Origin of the sequence: Pseudomonas bijieensis (assembly GCF_013347965.1) — a bacterium.
GTDB classification, from domain to species: Bacteria; Pseudomonadota; Gammaproteobacteria; order Pseudomonadales; family Pseudomonadaceae; genus Aquipseudomonas; species Aquipseudomonas bijieensis.
Genome location: NZ_CP048810.1, coordinates 636,832 through 662,810 on the forward strand (window position 1 = coordinate 636,832; position 25,979 = coordinate 662,810).

23 protein-coding genes and 1 pseudogene are annotated in these 25,979 nt (G+C 61.3%); 15 read left to right on the plus strand and 9 right to left on the minus strand.

The annotated features are described in order from the left end of the window. The first annotated feature begins 101 nt into the window (after nucleotides 1–101). The 4 genes from GN234_RS02650 (at nucleotide 102) to GN234_RS02665 (ending at nucleotide 4,734) form a co-directional block, all read left to right on the plus strand. Nucleotides 102–623 (plus strand): SgcJ/EcaC family oxidoreductase, encoded by a 522-nt coding sequence (locus GN234_RS02650; protein WP_109754144.1) that lies wholly within the window; start codon nucleotides 102–104, stop codon nucleotides 621–623. 166 nt (nucleotides 624–789) lie between these two features. Beyond that, nucleotides 790–1,299 (plus strand): sigma-70 family RNA polymerase sigma factor, encoded by a 510-nt coding sequence (locus GN234_RS02655; RefSeq protein WP_109754143.1) that lies wholly within the window; start codon nucleotides 790–792, stop codon nucleotides 1,297–1,299. Beyond that, nucleotides 1,299–2,243 carry a FecR domain-containing protein gene (locus GN234_RS02660; RefSeq protein WP_176687790.1) on the plus strand — a complete coding sequence of 315 codons (945 nt, stop codon included), beginning with the start codon at nucleotides 1,299–1,301 and terminating at the stop codon, nucleotides 2,241–2,243. The genes GN234_RS02655 and GN234_RS02660 overlap by 1 nt, the downstream gene beginning before the upstream one ends. 67 nt (nucleotides 2,244–2,310) lie before the next feature. Beyond that, on the plus strand, nucleotides 2,311–4,734 hold the full coding sequence (locus tag GN234_RS02665) for a TonB-dependent receptor (protein ID WP_176687791.1): 2,424 nt from the start codon (nucleotides 2,311–2,313) through the stop codon (nucleotides 4,732–4,734). Nucleotides 4,735–4,770: 36 nt separating this feature from the next. On the opposite strand, the gene GN234_RS02670 is transcribed toward GN234_RS02665, so the two are convergent. The 4 genes and pseudogenes from GN234_RS02670 to GN234_RS02685 all read right to left on the minus strand — a co-directional run bounded on the left by GN234_RS02670 (nucleotide 4,771) and on the right by GN234_RS02685 (nucleotide 7,764). Beyond that, entirely contained in the window at nucleotides 4,771–5,172 is a 402-nt protein-coding gene (locus tag GN234_RS02670) for a hypothetical protein (protein ID WP_003202036.1), read from the minus strand. Between the two features lie 147 nt (nucleotides 5,173–5,319). Then, a pseudogene (locus GN234_RS02675) lies at nucleotides 5,320–6,281 on the minus strand (IS110 family RNA-guided transposase). Between the two features lie 376 nt (nucleotides 6,282–6,657). Beyond that, nucleotides 6,658–7,137 carry a nuclear transport factor 2 family protein gene (locus GN234_RS02680; RefSeq protein WP_109754140.1) on the minus strand — a complete coding sequence of 160 codons (480 nt, stop codon included), beginning with the start codon at nucleotides 7,135–7,137 and terminating at the stop codon, nucleotides 6,658–6,660. A gap of 48 nt (nucleotides 7,138–7,185) precedes the next feature. Then, the gene (locus tag GN234_RS02685; protein ID WP_109754139.1) at nucleotides 7,186–7,764 is read right to left on the minus strand and encodes a TetR/AcrR family transcriptional regulator; all 579 of its coding nucleotides are present in this window, start codon (nucleotides 7,762–7,764) and stop codon (nucleotides 7,186–7,188) included. A gap of 121 nt (nucleotides 7,765–7,885) precedes the next feature. Between GN234_RS02685 and pssA the strand changes: the two genes are divergently transcribed. From pssA to GN234_RS02740, 11 genes are all read left to right on the plus strand, one after another. After that, entirely contained in the window at nucleotides 7,886–9,229 is a 1,344-nt protein-coding gene (gene pssA, locus GN234_RS02690; RefSeq protein WP_109754138.1) for a CDP-diacylglycerol--serine O-phosphatidyltransferase, read from the plus strand. An 11-nt stretch (nucleotides 9,230–9,240) separates the two neighbouring features. Further along, nucleotides 9,241–10,257, plus strand: coding sequence for an AraC family transcriptional regulator (locus GN234_RS02695; RefSeq protein WP_109754137.1), 1,017 nt, complete (start codon nucleotides 9,241–9,243; stop codon nucleotides 10,255–10,257). A 247-nt stretch (nucleotides 10,258–10,504) separates the two neighbouring features. Beyond that, nucleotides 10,505–11,476: an NAD-dependent epimerase gene (locus tag GN234_RS02700; RefSeq protein WP_176687792.1), complete on the plus strand. Its 972-nt coding sequence runs from the start codon at nucleotides 10,505–10,507 to the stop codon at nucleotides 11,474–11,476. Nucleotides 11,477–11,508: 32 nt separating this feature from the next. Continuing rightward, the gene (locus GN234_RS02705; RefSeq protein ID WP_176687793.1) at nucleotides 11,509–12,252 is read left to right on the plus strand and encodes a glycosyltransferase family 2 protein; all 744 of its coding nucleotides are present in this window, start codon (nucleotides 11,509–11,511) and stop codon (nucleotides 12,250–12,252) included. Nucleotide 12,253: 1 nt separating this feature from the next. Beyond that, nucleotides 12,254–12,547 (plus strand): lipid-A-disaccharide synthase N-terminal domain-containing protein, encoded by a 294-nt coding sequence (locus tag GN234_RS02710; RefSeq protein WP_109754136.1) that lies wholly within the window; start codon nucleotides 12,254–12,256, stop codon nucleotides 12,545–12,547. A gap of 100 nt (nucleotides 12,548–12,647) precedes the next feature. Continuing rightward, a complete protein-coding gene (locus GN234_RS02715) occupies nucleotides 12,648–14,072 on the plus strand; it encodes an ArnT family glycosyltransferase (protein WP_233459522.1) in 1,425 nt (474 codons plus the stop codon). A gap of 379 nt (nucleotides 14,073–14,451) precedes the next feature. After that, entirely contained in the window at nucleotides 14,452–16,116 is a 1,665-nt protein-coding gene (locus GN234_RS02720; protein ID WP_176687795.1) for an AMP-binding protein, read from the plus strand. Between the two features lie 16 nt (nucleotides 16,117–16,132). Continuing rightward, on the plus strand, nucleotides 16,133–16,894 hold the full coding sequence (locus GN234_RS02725; RefSeq protein WP_109754133.1) for an SDR family NAD(P)-dependent oxidoreductase: 762 nt from the start codon (nucleotides 16,133–16,135) through the stop codon (nucleotides 16,892–16,894). A 12-nt stretch (nucleotides 16,895–16,906) separates the two neighbouring features. After that, a complete protein-coding gene (locus GN234_RS02730) occupies nucleotides 16,907–18,097 on the plus strand; it encodes an acetyl-CoA C-acyltransferase (RefSeq protein WP_162893830.1) in 1,191 nt (396 codons plus the stop codon). A gap of 9 nt (nucleotides 18,098–18,106) precedes the next feature. Further along, on the plus strand, nucleotides 18,107–19,234 hold the full coding sequence (locus GN234_RS02735; protein WP_109754132.1) for an acyl-CoA dehydrogenase: 1,128 nt from the start codon (nucleotides 18,107–18,109) through the stop codon (nucleotides 19,232–19,234). A 13-nt stretch (nucleotides 19,235–19,247) separates the two neighbouring features. Next, nucleotides 19,248–20,021 carry an enoyl-CoA hydratase gene (locus GN234_RS02740; protein ID WP_109754131.1) on the plus strand — a complete coding sequence of 258 codons (774 nt, stop codon included), beginning with the start codon at nucleotides 19,248–19,250 and terminating at the stop codon, nucleotides 20,019–20,021. Nucleotides 20,022–20,281: 260 nt separating this feature from the next. On the opposite strand, the gene GN234_RS02745 is transcribed toward GN234_RS02740, so the two are convergent. From GN234_RS02745 to GN234_RS02765, 5 genes are all read right to left on the minus strand, one after another. Beyond that, a complete protein-coding gene (locus tag GN234_RS02745; RefSeq protein WP_163858574.1) occupies nucleotides 20,282–21,433 on the minus strand; it encodes an acyl-CoA dehydrogenase family protein in 1,152 nt (383 codons plus the stop codon). Between the two features lie 3 nt (nucleotides 21,434–21,436). After that, nucleotides 21,437–22,543 carry an enoyl-CoA hydratase/isomerase family protein gene (locus GN234_RS02750; protein WP_109754129.1) on the minus strand — a complete coding sequence of 369 codons (1,107 nt, stop codon included), beginning with the start codon at nucleotides 22,541–22,543 and terminating at the stop codon, nucleotides 21,437–21,439. Between the two features lie 134 nt (nucleotides 22,544–22,677). Then, nucleotides 22,678–23,385 (minus strand): HPP family protein, encoded by a 708-nt coding sequence (locus GN234_RS02755; protein WP_176687796.1) that lies wholly within the window; start codon nucleotides 23,383–23,385, stop codon nucleotides 22,678–22,680. A 177-nt stretch (nucleotides 23,386–23,562) separates the two neighbouring features. Further along, the gene (locus GN234_RS02760) at nucleotides 23,563–24,942 is read right to left on the minus strand and encodes a UDP-glucose dehydrogenase family protein (protein WP_163858578.1); all 1,380 of its coding nucleotides are present in this window, start codon (nucleotides 24,940–24,942) and stop codon (nucleotides 23,563–23,565) included. 97 nt (nucleotides 24,943–25,039) lie between these two features. Next, complete coding sequence (locus tag GN234_RS02765) at nucleotides 25,040–25,975, minus strand: LysR family transcriptional regulator (protein WP_109754126.1); 936 nt, start codon at nucleotides 25,973–25,975, stop codon at nucleotides 25,040–25,042. Nucleotides 25,976–25,979: the final 4 nt, after the last annotated feature.

Genomic DNA, 25,979 nt, shown 5'->3' on the forward strand with positions numbered 1-25,979 from the left:
CCTATCTGCCGAACGGCATAGGCGATTGGCACCGGTTGGCCGATGGCGAAGGCCGAGAAGGCCGGCAAAGTGGGCTCATTGAAACCCAAAGGAACGCTTTGATGAAAATGAAAACCTGCGCCATCGCTGCTTTATTCCTGCTGGCTTCGCCGCTGGTCCAGGCTCTCGAGGCTACTCCCTACGTGTATCGCACGGTGGCCGAGCAGCCCAAGAATGTGAATGACCGGGAGATCGCGGCACTGTTCGATCGCTGGAACGCCGCGCTGCAAACCGGTAGCGCCAGCGCCGTGACCGGCCTCTACGCCCCGGATGCGATTTTGCAACCGACTGTTTCCAACAAGGTGCGCAACACGCCGGCGCAGATCCAGGATTACTTCGAGCATTTCCTGGCAGGCAAACCGGTCGGGCAAATCAACTACCGGGAAATCCGCCATCTGGGACCCGATGCGGCGATGGACAGTGGCGTCTATACCTTCACGCTCACCCAGGCCGACGGTTCCAAGCGCGAGGTCCAGGCGCGCTACACCTTCCTCTATGAGCGTCTCGACGGCCAGTGGAAGATCATCAACCATCACTCATCGGCCATGCCTGAGGTGCCGAAGACCCTGCACGCCAGTCACTGATAACGCTGCCTGCAAAAGACCTGTCTGTGTGAGCGAGCTTGCTCGCTCACACAGGGTAGGGTTTTTCCGAACGGTTATTAGACACACTTTGTATAAAGAGCTTGGATTAACGCGCGAACATTAATTAGAATCAGTCTCATTTAAGACTTTGCGCAGGCTTCTGGACATGTGTGATGCAGCTACGCCGACGGAGCATTCCCTCCATGCTTTATACCGTGACCACGGTAGTTGGCTGGAAGGCTGGTTGCGTCGGCGCATGGGCAATGCCTGGGATGCGGCGGACCTGCGCCAGGATACGTTCCTGAGGGTTCTTGCCAGTTCCCGGCCATTGGCTGACCTGCAAGAGCCCCGGGCATATCTGCTGACCGTTGGCAAACGCCTGCTGAGCAACTTCTACACCCGGCGAAACCTGGAACAGGCGTATCTCGACGCCCTGGCAAGCCTGCCTGAAGCCTGCGCACCGTCACCGGAACAACGTTGGCTGCTGCTGGAAACCCTGCAAGCCCTGGACGAATTGCTTGATGGCCTGGCGCCCTTGGTACGGCGGGCTTTTCTCTGGAGCCAGCTTGAAGGCCTGGGTTATCGCGAGATCGCCGAACGCCTGCAAGTGTCCGAGCGCACCGTAAAACGCTACATGGCCCAGGCCTATGAACACTGCCTGCTGGTGGATTTCTGATGCGCTCGGCACCTTCGCCCGAAGCCCGTGAAGCGGCGCGGGCGGCCGCTCGCTGGTTGACCCTGATGGAGTCTGACGGGGCCGCGTTCGATTCGGCGGCCTTGCAACGCTGGCGCGACAGCAGCGCTCATCACGAGGCGGCCTGGCAGAAGGCCCTGCGATTGCGCCAGCGTTTCGCCGGGGTGCCCGCGTCCCTGGGCATGGCAACCCTGGACCGTCCGGCGCTGGCCCGACGCGAAGTGCTCAAGCGTGCATTGGGCGTCGCTGCATTGGTCCCAACCGCTTGGCTGCTGGGGCGAGAGCTGCCGCTGGAGACCTGGCGCGCTGACTTGCACACCGCCACGGGTGAGCAACGGCGCTGGTCGCTGGTCGATGGCAGTGTGCTGCAACTGAACACCGACAGTGCCGTTGACCTGGACCTCAAGGCGCGCCGCCTGGTGCTGGTACGTGGCGAGATGGCCCTCAAGCTCGCCGGGAGCACGCCGCTGTCCGTTCAGTCCCCCTATGGGCTCGTCACGATCAGTGGTGGCGAAGTCTGCGTGTACCTGGGCGAGCGCGATTGCCGGGTGTCGGTGGTCAGCGGCTCGGCGCAACTGCACCCACTGCGCGGGCCATTGCTTGGACTGGAAGCGGGCCAGCAGGTCAACTTCCAGGCCTCGGGTGCGGGGCCAGTGAGAGCGTTCGACGTGGCACAGCTGGGTTGGCGTGACGGCGTATTGGTTGCCCAGGATCAGCCGCTGGGGCATTTCCTGCGAGAACTGGACCGCTACCGTCCCGGCGTGTTGCGTTGGGACGAAAGCCTCGAATCCCTGCGAGTCACGGGCAGTTTCCGCCTGGACAACACCGATCGAATCCTCGCGCTGCTTGCCGCCAGCCTGCCGCTGGATGTGCACATGCGCACGCGCTACTGGGTCACGTTGACGCTTCGCAAAAATATCGCCTGACGCCTGTCCCCTTTTTTTGTCTCGCTTGTCATTCAAGGCAACTGAACAAAAATGAGAGCGCTTTCCAATGTCCGCAGTTGCACCTTTGCGTTTTCGCCCGGCCCTTGCCGGCTGGCGTCCGCTGTTGAACCTGAGCCTCATGCTGAGCCTGAGCACCAGCCCGTTCTTTATCTCATCGAGCCTGGCCGACGAGGCTGCCCGGCGCAGCTATCAAGTGCCGGCCGGCAGCCTCGGCGCGGCGTTGACCCGGTTCGCCGGATTGGCCGGGGTCAACCTTTCGGTGGATCCGGCCTTGGTGAGTGGTCGGGACAGCGCCGGGCTTTCGGGTGAGTTTGGGGTAGAGGAGGGGTTTGCCCGACTGTTGCGGGGTTCGGGCCTGCAACTGCAAGCGGTGGGTGAGCAGGCCTATATCCTGACCCCGGTGCCGGAAGGCGGCAGCCTGCAACTGGCACCTACCTCGATTCTGGGCGCCACGGCTTCGGAGGACAGCCCGGCGTATGCCGGCGGTCAGGTTGCTCGTCGTGGTTCGCAAGGCTTGCTGGGCTCGCGGGACTTCATGGAAACGCCGTTCAGCATGACCACCTACACCAGCGCGGCGGTCAAGAACCAGCAAGCGCGTACCTTGGGTGACCTGATCGCCAGCGACCCCTCTGTCCGCGCTACCAACCCGGCGGGCGGGCGCTATGAGCAATTCACCATTCGCGGTTTCAGCCTGTTCAACAGTGACGTCGCGTACAACGGTCTCTACGGCGTCCTGCCGACATACACGATTGACATGGAGATGGCCGAGCGCGTCGATATCCTCAAGGGCCCGAGTCAGCTCATCAACGGCATTTCGCCACGGGGCAGCGTGGGTGGTGGGATCAACGTGGTGCCCAAGCGCGCGACCGATAAACCCATCACCTCGTTCACCGGCAACTATGCCTCCAACAACCAACTTGGCGGTGCCGTGGATGTCGGGCGGCGCTTTGGTGAAGACAACAAGTTCGGTATTCGTTTCAATGGCGTGAAGCAGGCGGGCGACACCGAATGGGACCACCAGAGCGTGGACCGCGAGATGGCGGTGCTGGGCCTGGATTTTCGCGGTGAGCGCCTGCGCCTCTCGACGGACATCGGTCACACCGAACGCGATACCGACGCACCCCAGGAGCGCGTGCAGGTCGGCGCCAACGCCCAGGTTCCCCATGCCAGCGATGTGCGCCGCAACTATGCGCAAGCCTGGAGCAAGGCACGGACCGTGGACACCTTCGGTACAGTGAACGCCGAGTACGATGTCAACGATTCGGTCATGCTGTACGGCGGTGTGGGGGCGCGCAAAAGCAATCATGATTTCCTCCGGCATGCCGTTTCGGTCACCAATGATGCGGGTGACTTCACCGTTTCTCCCCGGGACTTTACCCGGGATGAAAACGTCCAGACGGCCAATGCGGGCGTACGCAACTGGTTCCATACCGGTCCGGTGAGCCATGAGGTCAACCTGGCGGCGAGCTATTTCTACATGGATTTCACAAACGGCGGTGCGCGCTATGCCAACGGCCGCAGTAACCTGTATGACCCGGTTGAAACATCGACGCCAGGCAACCCAACGCGACAGGATCCCAAGGTCTACACCGAAAACCACTTCAGCGGCTTGGCGTTGTCCGACACCTTGGGCTTGTTCGATGATCGACTGCTGCTGACCCTTGGCGCCCGCTGGCAGCGAGTAGAGGTTGACGACTGGTCGGACGGTGTCAAAGGTCCCACTGCCTACGATGAGGAAAAGGTCTCGCCGTCGGGTGGCATCCTGTTCAAGGCCACCGATAGATTGTCCCTGTATGCCAACTACATGGAAGGCCTGAGCCAGGGCAAGATCGCGCCGTCGACGTCGGTGAACGAAGATGAGATCTTCCCGCCGTTCGTCAGTCGCCAGGTCGAAGTGGGCGCCAAGTATGACGCTGGAGCGCTCGCCGTCACCGCTGCCGTGTTCCGGATCAAGCAGCCTGCCTACGCCACCGACGCCACGACGCGTATTTTCGGCCCGAATGGCAAGCGTGAAAACACTGGCGTGGAACTCAATGTGTTTGGTGAACCTGTCAAGGGCACCCGGTTGCTCGGCGGGGTCATGTACATCGACAGTAAGTTGACCAACACCACCGGTGGGACCTTCGATGGTAATCGGGCGCCTGCGACACCGGAGTACAACGTCAACCTGGGCGCCGAGTGGGATGTGCCGAGCGTCCAGGGCCTGACCCTGACCACCCGCGGCATCTACTCCAGCTCACAATACCTGGACCAGTCCAACACCAAGCAAATCGATTCCTGGGAACGCTTCGACGTGGGCGCCCGCTACGGGTTCAAGGTCGATGAAAAGAACATCACCTTGCGGGCCAACATCGAAAACGTGACAGACAAGCGCTATTGGAGTTCGGCCGGCGCGTCGGATGACAGTGAGCCTGGCTTGACGCTGTCGACGCCGCGCACCTACCTGCTGTCCGCGACGGTTGATTTCTAAGCTGATGGGGCGCTCCAGGGACGGAGCTGGCTGGGTTCAGATATCGCGAAACAGATCGTGGGCATCCAGCAGTCGCCAGGCAATCTCGGGACGTTTTTCCAGCCCTCGGCGGATGGCGGCGGGAATCGATTGGCGAATCTTGCGACACAGGCCTGGCTGGTCCTGGAATTCTATGGCGATACCGCGCATGGTCCGCACTTCGTTGTAGCCGGGCTCGACGCTCAGGCGGATCCCCAGGTTTTCGTACAAGCGTTGTTGCAGGCGCTGGAGTTCGTCGAGGCTCTGGATGTTCTCCAGGCGCTCAAGCAGGCGTTTTTCTTCCTGGCGATTCAGGCAAAGGATGCGCAGGTCGCTGCCCGGCGCTTGCAGCAACGCATCACGGCCGCAATCACAGACACCAGGCGGGCAGGGGGGACGGATCGGGATCGACGCGGTCATGGGCTCCACAAAATCTGCTGCACGATGAAACAGCCAGCTTATCGCCGGCCCAGGCAATGTGATGCCTGGCGGCAGGCGGGTCAAGCCTGTTGGAGGGGCCGCTTGTCTGGCGCTGCTGTGTACCCCACCGCTTTATTGTGGGAGATTCTATGTTGCAGGGGAACCCTGCAACCGTGAATTTGGTTGGTATTCGCTCTGATTTTTCATCAGGGCGAATGCTACCCGACACAACTTGCGGGCGAGGATAACCAAGGCCTGAGTTCTGGCCAGGCCTCGTGCCAAGAAGGCCTCATAGTAAGGTTTCCAGGCAGGAGACCGACAGGCCGCCATCGCGGCGTTGTGCGCCAGGCGTCGTAGCTCCCCGTCCCCTTTTTTGCTCAAGTGACGAGGACTGTGCTTCTTCCCTGAATCTTTGGACGCAAATCCATCCCCAAGAAAGCAATGAATGCATCGCCACTGACAAAGTGACCGCGCATGAATGCGGTCGCCAAGCCAATGGCCGTCAGTTCACCAATCCCTTCGATGGCTTTGCAGCGGTTGATGTTTTCAGTGATCCCTGCCGCTTGGCTGGCCTCACGCATTAGTTTCTGAATGGCCTGATCGGACTCTTTGAAGACCTCCAACTGCCGGGCCAAGATGTCCTTCAGACACGGTTCGTTCGAAAAACTCAGCACGATACTGACGCGGGCCTTGATGAGTGCCGCACGTTTTCTAAGCAGGTTTTTTAACACTTTGTAGGCTTCTGGAGGTGGGCTCCAGATACGCAGCCTTGCTTGCTCGTTCGTTAGATACCGAGCCAGCAAACGCGCATCACAAGGATCAGTTTTAGCCCGCAGCCCAATACTTTCACGGTAATGGGCCACCCGATAAGGATCCACAACGTAAACATGAAACCCCATTCCATGGGCCAGCTCAGCTGTGTCCAGGTGATAAAAGCTGGTGGCTTCCAGCGCAATCGAGCTTTGGGCTGGTAGCGTTTTGAGCCACCGGCCAAGAGCTTCGCGGTGGTTGGCGATGGCTTGAGTGATTTTCAGGTCTTCGCGGTAAACGACGATTTCGGCCTTCGCTACATCGATACCAATAACCGTTGGTGAGTTAAGGATTGTCATGACGAATCCTCGGAGCTAGGGTTTAGGTGCTTGTCGGGGTCTACCTTTGCGCTGGCTTGCCTCTATCGTCGGTTTTACCGATGAATTCCTTATCGGCGCTTTAGGTAGAAAGGGCGGAACGAGAAGTCTCCCACGGTCCGTACTGGCTAGAGTCGGAATCGAGCTTTTAGTCCCGCCCACCCCTTCAAGTCTAAACATACAAGCGAGCTTGCTCGCGATAGCGGTGTAACAGTCAGCCTCGATGTTGAATGTCAGTCCGTCATCGCGAGCAGGCTCGCTCCCACTGGGAATCCACGTCGGACACAACAGGTGTGTTCGCTGAAGTCCAAATGTGGGAGCGAGCCTGCTCGCGATAGCGGTGGATCGGTCGAGGCAATTACAACCCCAACTCGGACAGCCCCGGATGATCGTCCGGCCGGCGGCCCAGCGGCCAGTGGAACTTGCGCTCGCTTTCCTTGATCGGCATGTCGTTGATGCAGGCGTAGCGGTTGTACATCAGGCCTTGCTCGTCGAACTCCCAGTTCTCGTTGCCGTAGGAGCGGAACCAGTTGCCCGAGTCGTCGTGCCATTCGTAGGCGTAGCGCACGGCGATGCGGTTATCGGTGAAGGCCCAGAGTTCCTTGATCAGCCGGTAATCCAGCTCCTTGGCCCACTTGCGGGTCAGGAACGCCTTGGCTTCCTCGCGGCTATGGGCGAACTCGGCGCGGTTACGCCACTGGGTATCCAGCGTGTAGGCCAGGGATACTTTTTGTGGGTCCCGAGAGTTCCAGCCGTCTTCGGCCAGGCGAACTTTCTCGATCGCCGATTCACGGGTAAACGGTGGCAAAGGCGGACGAACTTCAGAAGCAGCAGACATGGCAGATCTCCAGTGGGTCATTGACGAATAGCACGGTGGTTCAATGGATCAAACGTGGGGTATCTCAACAGGCAGCAACATTTTCAGCATGTCCTGGGCGTGGTCAGCCGCGCTATGGTCGCCCATGACCAGGGCCACGGTAATGGCACCGTCAATCAGAATCAGCAGCTGGCGGGCCAGCGCATCCGGGTTCTCGACACCTTGTTCGACGCACAGCCGGGTCACGTAATCGAGCAATTTCTGTTTGTGCATCTTCGCCACTTGGCGGACCGGATCCAGCGGATCGCCGGTTTCGCCGCTGGTATTGATGAACGCGCAGCCGCGAAAACCTTCGCTGTCGAACCAGCCCTTGAGCACGGTGAACAGGTTGAGCAGCCGTGCAGCCGGGGTCGGTGCCTTGTCCACCTCGGAGCTGAACCAATGCATCCAGCGTTCGTCCCGTCGCTTGAGGGCGGCCACGATCAGGTCGTCCTTGTTGGCGAAGTAGCGATAGACACTTTTCCGGGAGACGCCGGCGGTTTTCACCAGAAGGTCCATGCCGGTGGCGGCGATGCCACTTTTATAGATCAACTTTTCGGCGACATCGAGAATGATGTCTCGTGTTTCATTTCCAGTAATTTCATTCATGGAACAAAAGTAGAATGATCGTTCTCCTTGGTCAAGTCTTTTTTTCTTGAGGACAGGAAGACCCAAACCCATCCATGGTGTAAGCTCATCCGTTCTTCGGAATCGACCTTTTGCGAGCCCTATGCCGTCGCTTTTCAAACGCTCCCTGCTGCCCAAGCTGCGCAGCTTTGCACTGACCGCCGACGCGGTGACCATCCTCGATGGCGCCGCCCAATTCCGCCGTTGCCTGCTGGAGAAAATCGCCCAGGCCACCCAACGCATCTACATCGTCGCCTTGTACCTGCAAGAGGACGAGGCCGGCCAGGAAGTCCTCGATGCCCTGCATGCCGCCAAAGCGGCGCGTCCGGAACTGGACGTGGTCGTGGTGGTGGACTGGCTGCGGGCCCAGCGTGGACTGATCGGTGCCAAGAAGCAGCCGGGCAACTCGGCGTGGTACCAGGAGCAGACCCGTACCCATGCCAGCGAAGTGCCGATCTACGGCGTGCCGGTGCAAACCCGCGAGCTGTTCGGCGTGCTGCACTTGAAAGGCTTCGTGATTGACGACTGTGTGCTCTACAGCGGCGCCAGCCTGAATAACGTCTACCTGCACAAGTTCGACAAATACCGCTATGACCGCTATCACCTGCTGCAGAACACGGCACTGGCCGATTCGATGCACCACCTGGTGCAGCACGGCCTGATCACCTCCAGGGCCGTGCATCGCCTGGACCTGCCGAACCTGCCCAGCACCCGCAGTTTGCGCAAGGACATCGGCGACCTGCGCAGTCGCCTCAAGTACGCGACGTATGACACCAGCGTTGGCAGTCTCGACAAGAGCGGCCTGTCGGTAAGCCCGTTGTTGGGGGTAGGCAAGAACAATCCACTGAGCCGGGTGATCGGTGAACTGATCGCCAGCAGCCGCCAGCAACTGACCATCTGCACCCCGTATTTCAACCTGCCCCTGGCGGTGACCCGGGAGCTCAACCGCGCCCTGGCCCGCGGGGTCAGGATCGACATCATCGTCGGCGACAAGACTGCCAACGACTTCTACATTCCGCCAAGCGAGCCGTTCAAGATCATCGCGGCGTTGCCCTACCTCTACGAAATCAGCCTGCGGCGCTTCGCCAAGCGGCATCAGCGTGCGATCGACAGCGGCCAGTTGAACCTGCACCTATGGCGTGACGGGGATAACACCTATCACCTCAAGGGCATGTGGATCGACGAGCGCTACACCTTGCTGACTGGCAATAACCTCAACCCACGGGCGTTTCGCCTGGACCTGGAAAACGCGCTGTTGCTGGACGACCCCAAGGGCGAGTTGCTTGCGCCGCGCCAGGCCGAGCTGGAGCGGATCTACCGCCACACCCAGCGGATCGGACGTTACCTGGACCTGGAAACCTTGCCGGATTACCCCGAGGCTGTGGCCAGGTTCTTGAAACGGGTCAGCCGGGTGCGGATAGAACGGCTGCTTTACCGGATCCTGTGAACGCTCGCGCCATGTCGAAAAAAGACACCATCTCCATCCAGTTGGTGCGTGAGGCGCTGTTGCAAAGCTGCGCTCCCGGAGCGGCCACCGATGAAGTCCTGAGCAAGGTCGGCATAGACCCTGCGTTGCTCGACGACGCGCAGGCACGGGTTCCGGCCCATGCTTATGCGCGGCTCTGGCGTTTGCTCGCCCGACGCCTGGATGACGAGTTTTTTGGCATGGACCCGCGCAAGCTCAAGTCTGGCAGCCTGGCGTTCCTCTGCCAGTGCGCCATGGCCCAGCCCTCGCTGGCGAGCGGCTTGACGGCGGGGCTGGGGTTTCTGTCGCTGATGCTCGAAAACCTGCCGGCCCAGTGGATGCGCCAGCAAAGCCTGGCGGAGATCGTGCTGCTGGAAGACGATCAGGAACCGCGCCGGGCTTTTACCTACTTCACCTACTGGATGATCGTCCATGGCGTGGCCTGTTGGCTGGCCGGGCGGCGCATTCCCATCCTCTCCGTCGAATTGCGCTGCTCGGCACCGGATTTCTGCGACGACTATCGGGTGATGTTCTCCCAGAACCTGCGCTTCGACCGGCCCCGAACCCGGATGATTTTCGCGGCCGAATGCCTCGACCTGCCGATCAGGCGCAACGCTGACGAGCTCAAGCGCTTCCTGGCCCAGGCGCCGGCCAACATCCTGGTCAAATACCGTAACCCGCAAAGCCTGGCCAGCCGGATCAGGCACGACCTGCGGCAGTTGCCTGCCGAACGGTGGCCGGAAACCGAGGCCCTGGCCCAGCAGTTGTGCGTGTCCGCGTCTACCCTGCGTCGACGCCTGGCGGAGGAGGGCCAGACTTACCAAGGCCTCAAGGACAGCGTGCGCAAGGACCTGGCGATCACCTGGCTGGCCGAACCCTCCATCAGTTTCGTCGAAATCGCCTCGCGCCTGGGCTTTGCCGATGCCAGCTCCTTCTACAAGGCGTTTCGCAAGTGGTCCGGGTCCAACCCGGGGCATTATCGCAGCCTGATTCTCAACGACTCCGATTGATCCCGCTGAATCTGACACCAAGAGTCTTCCCTGTGGCAGCGAGCTTGCTCGCGATAGCCATTTAACAATCGACATGTGTGTTAACTGACCCATCGCCATCGCGAGCAGGCTCGCTCCCACAGAGGGTGCTTGGCAGGTTGGGCTGCTCATAAAACTGTCATTTTTTTTTGATAAAAGCCTGTGCAGGTGCCGGAAAACCGGGCCATCTATCAGGGTAATGTATGCAAGTGACCGTTTTGGGCCGCGTATGAGAGTACTGGTCACCGGCGTCGCAGGGTTCATCGGGTTTCATACCGCCAGGCGGTTGTGCCGCGAGGGCCATCAGGTCATCGGTATCGACAACCTCAACAGCTACTACAGCGTCGAGCTGAAACAGGCCCGACTGGCGCTGTTGGCCGAATGCCGCAACTTCCGCTTTCAGAAGCTGGATGTGGCCGACAAACAGGCGCTGCTGGATGTGTTTGCACACAATGCATTCGAGCAAGTCATCCACCTGGCGGCCCAAGCCGGCGTTCGCTACTCCATCGATAATCCCGACCTGTATGCCCAAAGCAACCTGGTGGGTTTCCTCAACGTGCTGGAGGCCTGCCGCGCCCATCGGCCGGCTCATCTGGTTTTCGCCTCGAGCAGCTCGGTGTATGGCTTGAACGACCGTCTGCCGTATGCCACGACCGACCCGGTCGATCAGCCGGTGTCTTTCTATGCGGCTACCAAGCGTGCCAATGAGCTGATGGCCCACGCCTACTCGCATCTCTACGGTACTCCCACCACCGGCCTGCGTTTCTTTACCGTGTATGGACCTTGGGGACGGCCCGACATGGCGCCGTTCAAATTCACCGACGCCATCCTCAACGGCCGCGCCATTGACCTCTACAACGAGGGCGCGATGTCGCGGGACTTCACCTATATCGACGACATCGTCGAAGCGCTGGTGCGGCTGTTAGCGCTTCCGCCTGCCAATGAGACCGGCGTGTGCAACAAGGTCTACAACATCGGCTTCGGCGGGCCAGTGAAGCTCTTGCAGTTTGTCGAGTGTCTGGAAGAGGCACTGGGGATCGCTGCGATAAAAAATTTCTTGCCATTGCAGCCGGGCGACGTGGTCGACACGTGGGCGGACACCCGCGAGCTGGAAGAACGCGTGGGGTTTCGCCCGCAGGTCGCGGTGCCCGTCGGTGTGCAGTCGTTTGTCGATTGGTACCGCGAGTATTACCGCGTTTAACCCCTCACTCCTCAGCTTTTGACTGGAGCGTCATGCACCAAACTCCTTATGTGTCGGTCCTTATCCCGGCAAAGAACGAAGCAGGCAACCTCATTCCACTGTTGGAAGAAGTCCGTGTGGCGCTGGTCGGCGAGACTTTTGAAGTCATCGTGGTCGACGACGGCAGCACTGATGCCACCGCCGTTGAACTTCGGATGCTGCAAGGCAGCGGCTATCACCAATTGCGGGTGCTCAGCCATGCCCGTTCCCTCGGGCAGAGCACCTCGATCTACCATGCCGCTGAAGTGGCCCGTGGGCACTGGTTGGCGACCCTCGATGGCGATGGTCAGAACGACCCGGCCGACCTGCCGAAAATGCTCGACCTGGTGCGTGGTTCGGAGGGCACGCCTACGGGCGTCAAGTTGGTGGCCGGGCATCGGGTCAACCGTCGGGACACGGCGAGCAAGCGTTGGGCCTCGCGATTTGCCAACAAACTGCGCGCCAGCCTGCTCAAGGACCAGACGCCCGATACCGGTTGCGGCATCAAATTGATAGAGCGCGAAGCGTTCCTGCGCTTGCCGTATTTCGACCACATGCACCGATTTATTCCGGCACTGATCCGTCGTCACAACGGCCGGATGCTGGTTCACCCGGTGAATCATCGTGAACGCGGGGCAGGGGTGTCCAACTACGGCAACCTGGACCGGGCATTGGTGGGCATTGTCGATCTGTTCGGGGTGTGGTGGCTGATAAAACGCACCCGCCTGGATATCAACGCACAAGAGACCGAGGTTTGACATGGGCAGAGAAACGTTGTGGCTGGCCGTTGGCTTCGGAGGGCAATTGGCATTCACCGGGCGTTTTGCCCTGCAATGGCTGTACAGCGAATACAAGAAGCGCAGCATGATTCCCGTTGGTTTCTGGTACCTGAGCATCATCGGTAGCGCGCTGTTGCTGGCCTATGCCATCTACCGTGAAGATCCGGTGTTCATTGTCGGTCAGTCCTTCGGCTTTATCGTTTACCTGCGCAATTTGCAGTTGATCGCCAAGCATCATCAGCAGGAAAACCGCGAACTGGCCGAGAAGGGCTGAGACGGTGCGGATACGGTTATCCTCCTCGCGACTGGAGCTTCTGGCGTTTGTAGCGTTGGCCTTGATCCTGGTGGGCGCTGGCCTGGGCTGGCGCCAACCGATGAACGTTGATGAAGAGCGTTTCCTCGGCGTGGCCCTGGAGATGCTGCAGAACGGTTCATGGTTCATTCCCCATCGCGCCGGTGAAATCTACGCCGACAAACCGCCGCTGTTCATGTGGATGGTGGCGTTGTTCGTGCAACTGACCCACTTGCCCAAAGTAGCCCTGTACTTGCCCGCGTTGCTGGCAGGCGCCGTCACCACTGCGTGTCTGTATGACCTGGGCCGGCGCTTGTGGGGGCGACGCGTGGGGGTGATCGCTGCGCTGTTGTTTCTCGCCACCTACCAGACTTACAGCATCCTGCGAACCGGGCAGATCGACGGTTTCCTTGCGCTCTGGACCATCCTGGGGGTCTATGGCCTGTGCCGGCATTTACTGCTCGGCCCGGCCTGGCGCTGGTACTACGTTGCCTGTGCGGCGATGGGGTTCGGGATCATCAGCAAAGGCGTGGGGTTTCTGCCGGTGTTGATGCTGATTCCCTATGCTTATGCGCTGCGCCGGGGTTGGAAAGGCGTGGTGTCCATGCCTGGCAAGGCAGGCGCCTGGTGGTTGGGGCTGGCCGTGGCGCTGGCAGCCATCGCGCTATGGCTTGGGCCTTTGCTGCTGATCGTGTGGCAGGGCAGCCCCGACAGCCTGGCGTACGCCCAGGAAATCCTGCTGAAGCAGACGGCTGGGCGCTATGCCAATGCCTGGGAACACCGCGAACCCTTCTGGTATTTCTTCGTCCAGGTGATTCCGAAGTACTGGTTGCCGATCTTTTTCATGCTTCCCTGGCTGGTGCCAGCCTGGCGCAAGCAGTTGCTCAAGCATGACGGTCGAGTGTTGGTGTTGCTGGGCTGGGTGCTCCTGGTGCTGTTGTTCTTCAGCCTGAGCAGTGGCAAGCGCAAGCTGTATATCTTTCCCGCATTGCCGGCCTTGATCCTGTTGGTGGCGCCGCTGGTGCCGTGGATGCTACGCCGCTGGTTTGGCTCAAGGCCGAGGGGCAGGGTGGTATTCGCCACATTGACGGCAGTGTGGCTGTGCGCCTGGCTTGTGCGCGGTTTCATCGAGCCCCACAGGGAAGGCATCAACCCCCACGAAAGCCTGATGCGTGATGTCGCGGGGCTGACTTCGAATGCCGAATTGGTGCTCGTGGGGTGGCGTGAGGGGCATTGGCTGTTCGCCCAGCAACCCATCGTGCATTTTGGTTTCCATGACAGCCAGTCTCTGGAACGATCCGTCACCTGGCTACGCAGCCACCCGCAGGCCTTCGCCTTGGTGCCCGCGCGGAACCTGGCCCGCTGCTATGACCCGCAAAAAGCGCGCCGGGTTGGCGGTACTTCAAGGGCCGAGTGGTTCCTGGTGGGGGCTGATGCGGATAACCAGCGCTGCCAGCCCCCGGCGCCGGAGAAGGTTTATTCATTTGCCTGGAAGCATCCCTTGTAGCGGCTGGACCGCCGTCATCGCGAGCAGGCTTGGACGGTCACAAAATCCAGGCTCACCACTAATCACCTGTGGGAGCGAGCCTGCTCGCGAAGACGTCCTGACAGCCGATCACGATGTAGCTGAACCACCGCTATCGCGAGTAGGCTCGCTCCCACATGAATGGTTGGGGGCTCGCCAAATCGGGGTCCACCGCAAATTCCCTGTGGGAGCGAGCTTGCTCGCGATGACGGCCTTACGGGCAACACATCCCTCGAACCATGGCCAAACCAGTCAAGCAACTTGATGGCTTTGACCATTGCCCCCAACGCCCTCCGGCGCGAGTATTTCCCTGCTGTCTACGGTTCCCCCAACCAATAAAAAATACAGAGGGATTCTGCTCATGCGCGATTATTCGTCCGCCACGTCGCAGTTCGATTACCTGAACACCGTCAACGCCGCGCTGCACGGCTCGCTCGAGGCACTCAATGCCTGTGTCGAGTGTTGTGACCGGCACGCGTTGCCAGGGCGCATTGCCCTGTTCTGGGAGGGCCGCGACGGCAGCGACGCGACTTGGACTTACCGCGACTTGCAGGACCGCGCCGCGCGGTTCGCCAATTTCCTCCTGGCCCAAGGTGTGGGCAAGGGCGACAAAGTGGCCGGCCTGCTGCCACGCACCGCTGAACTCTTGATCGTGGTGCTCGCCACCTGGCGCATCGGGGCGGTGTATCAACCGCTGTTCACCGCGTTCGGGCCCAAGGCCATCGAGCACCGCCTCGGCAGCTCGGGCGCGCGGGTGGTCGTCACCGATGCGGTCAACCGTCCCAAGCTCAACGAAGTCGCTGGTTGCCCCACCGTGGTCACGGTCGGCGGCGAAAAAGGCCAGGGCATCGTGCGAGGCGACTACAGTTTCTGGGCCGAAGTGGCAAACCATTCCGACCAGTGCGAACCCGTGATGCTCACTGGTGAAGACCCGTTCCTGCTGATGTTCACCTCCGGCACCACGGGGCCCGCCAAGGCGCTGTCGGTACCGCTCAAGGCCATTGTCGCGTTCCAGAGCTACACCCGAGACGCGGTGGACCTGCGCCCTGAAGACGCTTTTTGGAACGTCGCCGACCCAGGCTGGGCCTACGGCATTTATTTTGGCGTGACCGGGCCGCTGGCGATAGGGCACCCCATCACGTTCTACGATGGCCCGTTCACCCTGGAAAGCACCTGCCGAGTCATCAACAAATACGGCATCACCAACCTGACCGGCTCGCCCACGGCCTATCGCCTGCTGATTGCCGGTGGCGAGCAGTTCGCCCGGTCGATCAAGGGCAAGCTGCGCATCGTCAGCAGCGCCGGCGAGCCGTTGAACCCGGAGGTGATCCGTTGGTTCGCCGACAACCTGAACGTGGTGATCCACGACCATTACGGCCAGACCGAACTGGGCATGGTGCTGTGCAACCACCACGGCCTGGAACACCCGGTGCACCTGGGCGCGGCCGGTTTCGCCTCGCCTGGCCACCGGATCGTGGTGCTGGATGAAAACCATCGCGAGCTGGGCATCGGCCAGCCCGGGATCCTTGCCGTCGATCGCAGCCAGTCGCCGATGTGCTGGTTCGCCGGCTACGAAGGCGGGCCGACCAAGGCCTTCGTCGGTGACTATTACCTGAGTGGCGACACCGTGGAACTGAACCCGGACGGCAGCATCAGCTTCGTCGGCCGCAGCGACGACGTGATCACCACCTCCGGCTACCGGGTCGGCCCGTTCGACGTGGAGAGCGCGCTGATCGAACACCCGGCGGTGGTGGAAGCGGCCGTGATCGGCAAACCTGATCCGGAACGCACTGAGTTGGTGAAGGCTTTCGTGGTGCTCAGCGCCCAATACCGCGCCGCGCCAGAACTGGCCGAAGAATTGCGCCAGCATGTGCGCAAACGCCTGGCGGCCCATGCCTATCCCCGTGAAATCGAATTTGTCAGCGATTTGCCGAAAACCCCAAGCGGCAAGTTGCAGCGCTTTATCTTGCGCAACCAGGAGATCGCCAAGGCCCAAGAAGCCGCGGCGCCTAACGTTTCAGCTTGAACCCAAGGAAACCATGATGCAGATCGACAACAAGATTTTTCTCGTCAGCGGCGGTGCTTCCGGCCTCGGCGCGGCCACTGGTGAGATGCTGGTCAGGGCCGGCGCCAAAGTGATGCTGGTGGACCTGAACGCCGAAGCCGTGGCTGCCCAGGCGCAGAAACTGGGCTGCCAGAGCGTGGTGGCCGACATCAGTAACGAAGCCGCGGCTGAAGCGGCGGTCAAGGCTACGGTGGATGCGTTCGGGGGCCTCAATGGCCTGGTGAACTGCGCCGGCATCGTGCGCGGCGAGAAGATCCTCGGCAAGAACGGCCCCCACGCGCTGGCGAGCTTCAGCCAGGTGATCAACGTCAACCTGATCGGCAGCTTCAACCTGCTGCGCCTGGCAGCTGCCGCGATCAGCGAAACCGAGGCCGATACCGACGGCGAGCGCGGCGTGATCATCAACACCGCTTCGGTGGCAGCCTTCGACGGCCAGATCGGCCAGGCAGCCTATTCGGCGTCCAAGGGCGCCATTGCCAGCCTGACCCTGCCGGCCGCCCGGGAACTGGCGCGCTTCGGTATCCGGGTGATGACCATCGCGCCGGGCATTTTCGAAACCCCGATGATGGCCGGCATGACCCCGGAAGTACGCGATTCCCTGGCCGCCGGCGTGCCATTTCCACCGCGCCTGGGCAAACCCGCCGAGTACGCGGCGCTGGTCAGGCATATCATTGAGAACAGCATGCTCAACGGCGAGGTGATCCGTCTCGACGGTGCCTTGCGTATGGCTGCCAAATAATCAGGAGGATTCATGATGTCCAACGATCCTATTGTCATCGTCAGCGCCGTCCGCACCCCCATGGGCGGCTTTCAAGGTGAATTGAAAAGCCTCACGGCCCCGCAACTGGGGGCTGCCGCGATCAAGGCGGCGGTAGAACGGGCCGGCATCGCGCCGGGCGCCGTTGAAGAAGTGCTGTTCGGTTGCGTGCTCGCCGCCGGCCAGGGCCAGGCACCGGCGCGTCAGGCTGCGCTGGGCGCCGGGCTCGACAAGTCGACCCGCTGCACCACGCTCAACAAAATGTGCGGTTCGGGCATGGAAGCGACGATCCTTGCCCATGACATGCTCATCGCCGGCAGTGCCGAGGTGGTGGTGGCTGGCGGGATGGAAAGCATGTCCAACGCGCCGTACCTGCTCGATCGGGCCCGCGGCGGTTACCGCATGGGCCATGGCCGGGTGCTTGACCATATGTTCCTCGACGGCCTGGAAGACGCCTATGACAAAGGTCGGCTGATGGGCACCTTCGCCGAAGATTGCGCCGAGGCCAATGGCTTCAGTCGCGAGGCCCAGGATGCCTTCGCTATCGCCTCAACTACCCGCGCCCAGCAGGCGATCAAGGACGGCAGCTTCGACGCCGAGATCGTGCCGTTGCAGGTCATGGTCGGCAAGGAACAAGTGACCGTGCGCCACGACGAGCAGCCGCCCAAGGCGCGGATCGACAAGATCGCCTCACTCAAACCGGCATTCCGCGAGGGCGGCACGGTGACGGCGGCCAACGCCAGTTCGATTTCCGATGGCGCCGCTGCCCTGGTGCTGATGCGCCAGAGCCAGGCGGTCCAGCGTGGCCTCAAGCCTCTGGCGGTTATTCACGGCCATGCGGCGTTTGCCGATACACCGAGTCTGTTCCCCACCGCGCCGATCGGTGCCGTGAAGAAACTGATGCAAAAGACCGGCTGGTCGCTGGATCAAGTCGATCTGTTCGAAGTCAACGAAGCCTTTGCCGTGGTGGGCCTGGTGACCATGAGCAAGTTGGAAATTGCCCATGACAAGGTCAACGTCCATGGCGGCGCCTGTGCGCTGGGCCACCCGATTGGCGCGTCTGGCGCGCGGATCCTGGTAACCCTGTTGTCAGCCCTGCGCCAGAAAGGCCTGAAGCGCGGCGTTGCGGCGATCTGCATCGGCGGCGGCGAAGCCACGGCCATGGCTGTCGAATGCCTGTACTAAGGAATCACCATGCTCCCGACTGAAGAACAGACGCAAATCCGTGACATGGCCCGGCAATTCGCCCAAGAGCGCTTGAAACCGTTCGCCGCTGAATGGGACCGTGAGCACCGTTTCCCCAGGGAAGCCATCGGTGACATGGCCGAACTGGGCTTTTTCGGCATGCTGGTGCCGGAGCAGTGGGGCGGTTGTGACACCGGTTACCTGGCCTATGCCATGACCCTGGAGGAAATCGCCGCCGGCGACGGCGCGTGCTCGACCATCATGAGCGTGCATAACTCGGTGGGCTGCGTGCCGATCCTCAAGTTTGGCAGCGATGAGCAGAAGGCGAAATTCCTCACGCCCCTGGCCAGTGGCGCGATGCTCGGCGCCTTTGCCCTGACCGAGCCCCAGGCCGGTTCGGACGCCAGCAGCCTCAAGACTCGGGCGCGGCTGGAGGGCGATCATTACGTGCTCAATGGCTGCAAGCAGTTCATCACGTCGGGGCAGAACGCCGGGCTGGTGATTGTGTTCGCGGTGACCGATCCGAGTGCCGGCAAGCGTGGTATCAGTGCGTTCATCGTCCCGACCGATTCGCCGGGCTACAGCGTGGCGCGGGTCGAAGACAAACTCGGCCAGCACGCGTCCGACACTTGCCAGATCCTCTTTGAGGATGTGAAGGTGCCACTGGCTAATCGCCTGGGGGAGGAGGGTGAGGGCTACAAGATCGCCCTGGCGAACCTCGAAGGCGGCCGAGTGGGCATCGCCGCGCAAGCGGTGGGCATGGCCCGCGCTGCGTTCGAGGCGGCCCGTGACTACGCCCGGGAGCGCGCCAGCTTTGGCAAGCCGATCATCGAGCACCAGGCCGTGGCGTTCCGTCTGGCCGACATGGCGACCCAGATCGCCGTGGCCCGGCAAATGGTGCATTACGCCGCCGCGCTGCGGGACAACGGCCAGCCGGCGTTGGTGGAAGCGTCCATGGCCAAGCTGTTCGCCTCGGAAATGGCTGAAAAGGTCTGTTCCATGGCGTTGCAGACCCTGGGCGGTTACGGTTACCTCAACGACTTCCCGCTGGAGCGTATCTACCGCGACGTGCGGGTCTGCCAGATCTACGAAGGCACCAGCGACATTCAGCGCATGGTCATTTCGCGCAATCTTTGAACAGGAGTCCTGCATGAGCTACGAAACGATTTTATTGGAGATCAAGGACCGCGTTGGCCTGATCACCCTCAACCGCCCCCAGGCCTTGAACGCCTTGAATGCGCAGATCGTCAGCGAGCTGAACCAGGCGCTGGACAGCCTGGAAGCCGATCCGAAGATTGGCTGCATCGTGCTGACCGGCTCGAAAAAAGCCTTTGCCGCCGGTGCTGACATCAAGGAAATGGCCGAGCTGACCTACCCGCAGATCTACCTGGACGACCTGTTCAGCGACAGCGATCGCGTGGCTAACCGGCGCAAGCCGATCATCGCGGCGGTGAACGGTTTCGCCTTGGGCGGTGGCTGCGAGCTGGCGTTGATGTGTGATTTCATCCTGGCCGGCGACAATGCCAAGTTCGGCCAGCCGGAGGTCAACCTCGGCGTGCTGCCGGGCATGGGCGGCACTCAGCGCCTGACCCGGGCGGTGGGCAAGGCCAAGGCCATGGAAATGTGCCTGACCGGGCGCTTCATCGACGCGGTGGAAGCCGAGCGCTGCGGCATCGTCGCACGCATCGTGCCGGCTGATGAACTGCTGGATGAGGCCCTGAAAACGGCGGCGTTGATCGCCTCCAAGTCGGTGCCCATCAGCATGATGGTCAAGGAAAGCGTCAACCGCGCCTTTGAAGTCAGCTTGTCCGAAGGTGTGCGCTTCGAGCGCCGGGTATTCCACGCGGCGTTTGCGACACAGGATCAGAAGGAAGGCATGGCGGCATTCGTGGCCAAGCGGGCGGCGGAGTTTCAGGATAAGTAATGCGGCGTCATTACTGCCGCCATCGCGAGCAGGCTCGCTCCCACATTGGATCTGCTGTGAACACAAAATTTATGTTCGCCTAAGACTCAGTGTGGGAGCGAGCTTGCTCGCGAAGGCGGTGGCACATTCAACATTGATGCAAGCTGACCCAGCGCTTTCGCGAGCAAGCCCGCTCCCACATGGGATCTGGAGTGCATTCAGCATCTGCATACACCACCAAACCTGTGGGAGCGAGCCTGCTCGCGATGCTTTTTCAGCCATCACACCAGGTAGTTCTTCAACTCCCGGGCAATGACCATCCGTTGTATTTCGCTCGACCCTTCATAGATCTGGGTAATCCGCGCATCGCGGTAGTAGCGCTCCACCGGATAATCCTCGAGATATCCATAACCACCATGAATCTGTATCGCCGAGGAGCAGACTTTCTCGGCCATTTCCGAGGCGAACAGCTTGGCTTGGGAGGCCTCGGACAGGCACGGTTTGCCGGCGCTGCGCAGGCGAGCGGCGTGGAGGATGAGCAGACGGGTGGCGTTGATGCGGGTGTGCATGTCGGCCAGCAGGTTGGCGATGCTCTGGTGCTCGATGATCGGCTTGTCGAACTGCACGCGATCGCGCGCGTAGGCCAGCGCTGCTTCAAATGCGGCACGGGCGATGCCCAAGGCTTGCGCCGCGATGCCGATGCGGCCGCCTTCCAGGTTGGACAGGGCAATCGCCAGGCCTTTGCCGCGCGCGCCCAGCAGGTTGGCCTCGGGGATGGCGCAGTTGTTCAAGGTCACGGCGCAGGTATCCGAAGCACGGATGCCCATTTTGTGTTCGGTGCGATCGACGATGAAACCCGCTGTATCGGTGGGCACCAGGAACGCTGAAATGCCTTTCTTGCCCAGCTCCGGGTCCGTCACGGCGAACACGATTGCCAGCTTCGCCCGCTTGCCATTGCTGACGAACTGCTTGGCGCCGTTGATCACCCACTGGCCATCGCGCAATTCGGCGCGGGTGCGCAGGTTGTGGGCTTCGGAGCCGGCCTGGGGCTCGGTCAGGCAGAAGCAGCCAATGGCCTGGCCACTGGCGAGCTCGGCCAGCCAGGTCTGCTTTTGTTCATCGGTGCCGAAATTCAGGACCGGCCCGCAACCTACCGAGTTGTGGATGCTCATCAGGGCCCCGGTGGCACCGTCACCGGCGGAAATTTCCTCCACCGCCAGGGCATAGGCCACGTAGTCGACGTAAGTACCGCCCCATTCTTCCGGCACCACCATCCCCAACAGGCCCAGTTCGCCCATCTTCGCTACCAGGCCGTCGTCAATCCAGCCGGCCTTTTCCCACGCCTGGGCATGGGGGGCGATTTCACCACGGGCGAAGTCCCGGGCCATGTCGCGGATCATCACTTGTTCTTCGGTCAGTTCGAGGTCGTGCATGGCTCAGTTCCCGTGGTCGTCGAAGCCGTCGAAGAAACTCGCCACGTGGTTGGCGTCCAGCGCCTCCAGGGTCGGCGGGTTCCAGCGCGGGTTCTTGTCTTTGTCGATCAGCAAGGCGCGCACGCCTTCGATCAGGTCACCGCGTTCGAACCATTGCCGGTCCAGATGCAGTTCCAGGGCAAAACAGTCTTCCAGGCTCAAATGCCGACCGCGCCGCAGCATCTCCAGGGTCACGGCCATGGCCAGGGGAGAACGGCTGTCCAAGAGGTCGGCGGTCTTCAGCGCCCATTCGTGGCTGTTGGCGACAGTGACCTGGCGCAATTGCTCGACCATGCTTGGCACATCGGGCAAGGCAAAGAAATGATCGATGGCCGACCGCAAGTCAGCCAGGGGCGGCGCAGGCAGCTGTTGCTGGCCGAGCTTGGCCAGCAGGCTTTGCAGGTCCTTGAGCGGCGTGTCGTGCCACTCAAGCCGATCGAGACGTTCGTCGAGTTGCTTGAGCTTGCGACTGTCGAGGTACCAGTCGGCCAACCCGCAATACAATGCATCGGCGGCGCGGATCTGCACGCCGCTGACCCCCAGGTAGATCCCCAGCTCACCGGGAATGCGCGGCAGGAAATAGCTGCCGCCCACGTCCGGGAAATACCCGATGGCGACTTCCGGCATGCCCAGGCGACTGCGTTCGGTCACCACCCGCAGGTCGGCGCCTTGTACCAGGCCCATGCCGCCGCCCAGGACGAAGCCGTCCATCAAGGCGAGGATCGGTTTGCGGTAGTGGTGGATCGTCAGGTCGAGGGCGTATTCCTCGACGAAGAAATCTTCATGCAGGGTGTCGTCCTGCTTGTGGCTGTCGTACAGCGAGCGGATATCACCGCCGGCGCAGAAGGCCTTGTCACCGGTGCCACGCAATACCACGGCGCGGATCTGCGGGTCGAGTGCCCAGGTATCGAGTTGTTGCTGCAAGCTGCGCACCATGCCCAGGGTGAGGGCATTGAGGCCGGCGGGTCGATTCAGGGTCAAGTGCCCAATGTGATTGCGAACGTCGACCAGCACCTCATAGGCCGCGGTTTCGCTGGTTTGCGCGGCTTGTGATGAAACCTGAGCAGTCATCGCTAACTCCCTGCTTTTATTCTTCTTTATGAATTGTGTCGCGCGTATCCGTTCAGGATCGTACCAGTGCAAATTTGCATTGCACAACCGGGATACGTGCAGGTCCTGTCTGCATATTTATAGCAGCCACAGGCTCAACCGCGACCAGAGAGAACCTCCGTGATGCTGCGGCGCTTGGCATTTCGCTCGCTGGCGTGGATCAACTGCTCGAGATCTTCTGGCGTGACGTCAAAGAATGCTTCCATTTCCGCCAGGGCCAGTTTCAGGTCTTCGGCCGTGATGGCGTGCCGGTCGACGGGAGAGTGGTCAGCCGGTATGACGGCCACCGGTTCACTGGTGCGCTTTGGATAGCGCACCCGGGTCAGATTGTTGTAGGCCAGCGCAAAGGCGAGCAGTCCGGAGCCGGCCAGCATGGCCGCGCCTACGGCCTGCCAGTCCAGGGCGATGATGGACGGGGCGGCCAGCACCAACGTTGCCGCCAGGGCGCCTGCCGGTGGGTGCAGGCAGCGCAGCCAGCACATCAACACCAGCGCCATGCCAGCCGCCAGGCAGGCGCTGCCCAGCGTGCGGCCCAGTACATGGGCCACCAGCAGCGCGACGACCGACGCACACAGGTAGCCGCCGACAATCGACCAGGGCTGGGCGAGCGCGCCCGAGGACACCGCAAACAACAATACAGCCGAGGCGCCGAGGGGGCCGATCAGGTGTTGCGCCACCTCAAGACCGAATACCTGTCCACAAAGCCAGACACTGAACATCGTCCCCAACGCCATGCCGATGGCGGCGCGGCTCCATTCGGTGGGACGGGTATTGATAGCGGCGGGGAACCAGCGAGAAAGCATTAAACGAAAATCCAAAAAACGAACAAAAAAAGGGGCTTACGGGTGAGTCCCAGAAAGCCCTTTAAATGTTCCAACAGTTGGGGGAGGAACGCTGCACAGTGTGCCGTTCACAACCATTGGTTACAAATTCATATTAATGCTGATTGAGTGCATTAATTTTGAGGTATCGCTCAGGGCTCAAGCACTTCTCGAGGGCCGGAACCATGTTTGCTGGGCAACGGGCAGGTTGCGCGACTGCCCGCGACCCATCGGGAAATAAGTAAAACCCTTGTCGGCCATGCGCTCCGGATCGAACAGGTTGCGACCGTCGAAAATCACCGGGGCCTTGAGCCGTTGCTGGATCAGGTTGAAATCCGGCGCCTTGAAGGGCTGCCATTCGGTGCAGATGACCAGCGCGTCGGCCCCCGGCAACACCGATTCCGGCGTGCCCATCAGCATGAGTCGGGGCTCGTCGGGGTAGAGCAACTGCGTCTGCTGCATGGCTTCCGGGTCGAATGCGCGGACGCTGGCACCTGCGGCCCAAAGCGATTCCAGCAGGGTGCGGCTCGGTGCATCGCGCATATCGTCGGTGTTGGGCTTGAACGCCAAGCCCCACAGCGCGAAGGTCTTGCCGCGCAGATCGCCCTGGTAAAACGCGTTGATCCGCTCGAACAGCTTGTGTTTCTGCCGTCCGTTGATGGCTTCCACCGCTTGCAACAGGTCGCTGGAGCAGTGGGCCTGCTCGGCGGTGTGGATCAGGGCACGCATGTCCTTGGGAAAGCATGAGCCGCCGTAGCCGCATCCCGGGTAAATGAAGTGATAGCCGATGCGCGAGTCGGCGCCGATGCCCAGGCGCACGGATTCGATGTCGGCCCCCAAGTGTTCGGCCAGTTCGGCGATCTGGTTGATGAAGCTGATCTTGGTCGCCAGCATGCCGTTGGCGGCGTATTTGGTCAGTTCGGCGCTGCGCAGGTCCATGAACAGGACCCGGTCGTGGTTGCGGTTGAACGGGGCGTACAGGTCGCGCATGGTTTCGCGCACTTCATCGCGCTCGCAGCCGATCACGATGCGATCCGGACGACGGCAATCGGCGACCGCCGAGCCTTCCTTGAGGAATTCGGGGTTGGAGACGATATCGAACTGCAGCAGGCGACTGGCCTTGAGCAGGCATTTGTCGATGTGCGCCCGCAGAACATCGCCAGTGCCCACCGGCACGGTGGACTTCTCCACCACAATGACTGGTAGCTCGCGGTAGCGGGCGATGGCCTCGCCGACGGCCAGGACCTGGGCCAGGTCAGCGCTGCCATCGTCGCGGGATGGTGTGCCCACGGCGATAAACAGCACTTGGCCGTGCTGCACGGCGAGTTGTTCGTCACAGGTGAAGTGCAAGCGTCCGGCCTCCAGGCCTTCACGCACCAGCGCGGCGAGACCGGGTTCGAAAATACTCACCTGGCCTTGGCTCAGGCTTTCCACCTTGCGCTCGTCGATGTCCATGCACACCACGTCATGGCCCACCTCGGCCAACACCGCGGCTTGCACCAAACCTACGTAGCCACTTCCGAATACACTGATTTTCATGGCGGATTCCCTGGGTCATTCCGAGCGGGCGACATGCACAACCAGCGTTCGCCGCAGTGCGCTTGGCTCAGAATAAGTCGGGGATATTGCAGTTCACTTACAGTCCGCTGATGTCTTGTGTCGGCAATCGGTACGCTGCTGGCAGTTGCGCGACGAACTCGCCGACCACTTCCCGGGTCAAGCTGACAATGTCTTCCACTCTTTCCATTCCGGCACCGGTGCGCCAACTGGCTACGATGTCCATGACCGATGGCAGCGGCACGCCGTCCACTAAGGTCAATGTGCCTTGGGTCAGTTCGCCGACAACCAACGCCGCGGGCATGGCACCGATGCCGAAGCCATCGCGAACCAGGCGGGTGATGGCCGACGCGGAGTTCACACAGTTGATGCGGGGCGAGACGATGTTGGCTGAATGCAGCAGGTTGAGAATGTCCTGGTGGGGCCGCGAGTTGCGCGAGAACGTCACGATGCGCTCCTGGGACAAGTCCTCCAGCGACGCATAGGATCGGTCATAGGGGGAACCAGTGCGAACCACCCAGTGCATCGGGTAGCGAGTCAGCAGTGTATTGCGCACGCTGTCCAGGCGCAGGATGTCGGTCTGGAAAATGATGTCCTGGTAGCCTTTCTCCAATTGTGAGCACAGGTTGCTCGCGGTGTCGGCCGACAGCTCGATTTCCAGGGCTGGGTAGTATTCCATCAGGCGTGTCACCAAGGGGCTGAGCCAGGTGTGGATCACCGTATCCATTGCCCCGATGCGGATCCGGCCGCGTACCTGGCGTGGATCCTTGATCACGGCTTTCATGCTTTGCATGGTGTCCATGATGCGCTCGGCGTATTCCAGCACGCGCTGGCCTTCGGAGGTCAGCGATACGCCTTTGGAATCGCGCACGAACAGGCGCACGCCCATTTCGTCCTCCAGGGCCGCGATCCGGCTGGAAATGGACGCCTGGGTGGTGAACAGCTTTTCGGCGGTGAGACGAAAGCTCTTCAGGCGGGCAACCCAGACGAAGGTTTCGAGAAACTTGATGTTCACTTGG

Coding starts and splice junctions, on each gene's coding strand:
- GN234_RS02695 (WP_109754137.1), top strand. CDS start 9,241: ATGTCGAAAAAAGACACCATCTCCATCCAGTTGGTGCGTGAGGCGCTG.
- GN234_RS02760 (WP_163858578.1), bottom strand. CDS start 24,942: ATGAAAATCAGTGTATTCGGAAGTGGCTACGTAGGTTTGGTGCAAGCC.
- GN234_RS02735 (WP_109754132.1), top strand. CDS start 18,107: ATGCTCCCGACTGAAGAACAGACGCAAATCCGTGACATGGCCCGGCAA.
- GN234_RS02750 (WP_109754129.1), bottom strand. CDS start 22,543: ATGACTGCTCAGGTTTCATCACAAGCCGCGCAAACCAGCGAAACCGCG.
- GN234_RS02705 (WP_176687793.1), top strand. CDS start 11,509: ATGCACCAAACTCCTTATGTGTCGGTCCTTATCCCGGCAAAGAACGAA.
- GN234_RS02700 (WP_176687792.1), top strand. CDS start 10,505: ATGAGAGTACTGGTCACCGGCGTCGCAGGGTTCATCGGGTTTCATACC.
- GN234_RS02745 (WP_163858574.1), bottom strand. CDS start 21,433: ATGCACGACCTCGAACTGACCGAAGAACAAGTGATGATCCGCGACATG.
- GN234_RS02740 (WP_109754131.1), top strand. CDS start 19,248: ATGAGCTACGAAACGATTTTATTGGAGATCAAGGACCGCGTTGGCCTG.
- GN234_RS02655 (WP_109754143.1), top strand. CDS start 790: ATGTGTGATGCAGCTACGCCGACGGAGCATTCCCTCCATGCTTTATAC.
- GN234_RS02715 (WP_233459522.1), top strand. CDS start 12,648: ATGAACGTTGATGAAGAGCGTTTCCTCGGCGTGGCCCTGGAGATGCTG.
- GN234_RS02720 (WP_176687795.1), top strand. CDS start 14,452: ATGCGCGATTATTCGTCCGCCACGTCGCAGTTCGATTACCTGAACACC.
- GN234_RS02685 (WP_109754139.1), bottom strand. CDS start 7,764: ATGAATGAAATTACTGGAAATGAAACACGAGACATCATTCTCGATGTC.
- GN234_RS02730 (WP_162893830.1), top strand. CDS start 16,907: ATGATGTCCAACGATCCTATTGTCATCGTCAGCGCCGTCCGCACCCCC.
- GN234_RS02755 (WP_176687796.1), bottom strand. CDS start 23,385: ATGCTTTCTCGCTGGTTCCCCGCCGCTATCAATACCCGTCCCACCGAA.
- GN234_RS02725 (WP_109754133.1), top strand. CDS start 16,133: ATGCAGATCGACAACAAGATTTTTCTCGTCAGCGGCGGTGCTTCCGGC.
- pssA (WP_109754138.1), top strand. CDS start 7,886: ATGCCGTCGCTTTTCAAACGCTCCCTGCTGCCCAAGCTGCGCAGCTTT.
- GN234_RS02660 (WP_176687790.1), top strand. CDS start 1,299: ATGCGCTCGGCACCTTCGCCCGAAGCCCGTGAAGCGGCGCGGGCGGCC.
- GN234_RS02665 (WP_176687791.1), top strand. CDS start 2,311: ATGTCCGCAGTTGCACCTTTGCGTTTTCGCCCGGCCCTTGCCGGCTGG.
- GN234_RS02680 (WP_109754140.1), bottom strand. CDS start 7,137: ATGTCTGCTGCTTCTGAAGTTCGTCCGCCTTTGCCACCGTTTACCCGT.
- GN234_RS02670 (WP_003202036.1), bottom strand. CDS start 5,172: ATGACCGCGTCGATCCCGATCCGTCCCCCCTGCCCGCCTGGTGTCTGT.
- GN234_RS02710 (WP_109754136.1), top strand. CDS start 12,254: ATGGGCAGAGAAACGTTGTGGCTGGCCGTTGGCTTCGGAGGGCAATTG.
- GN234_RS02650 (WP_109754144.1), top strand. CDS start 102: ATGAAAATGAAAACCTGCGCCATCGCTGCTTTATTCCTGCTGGCTTCG.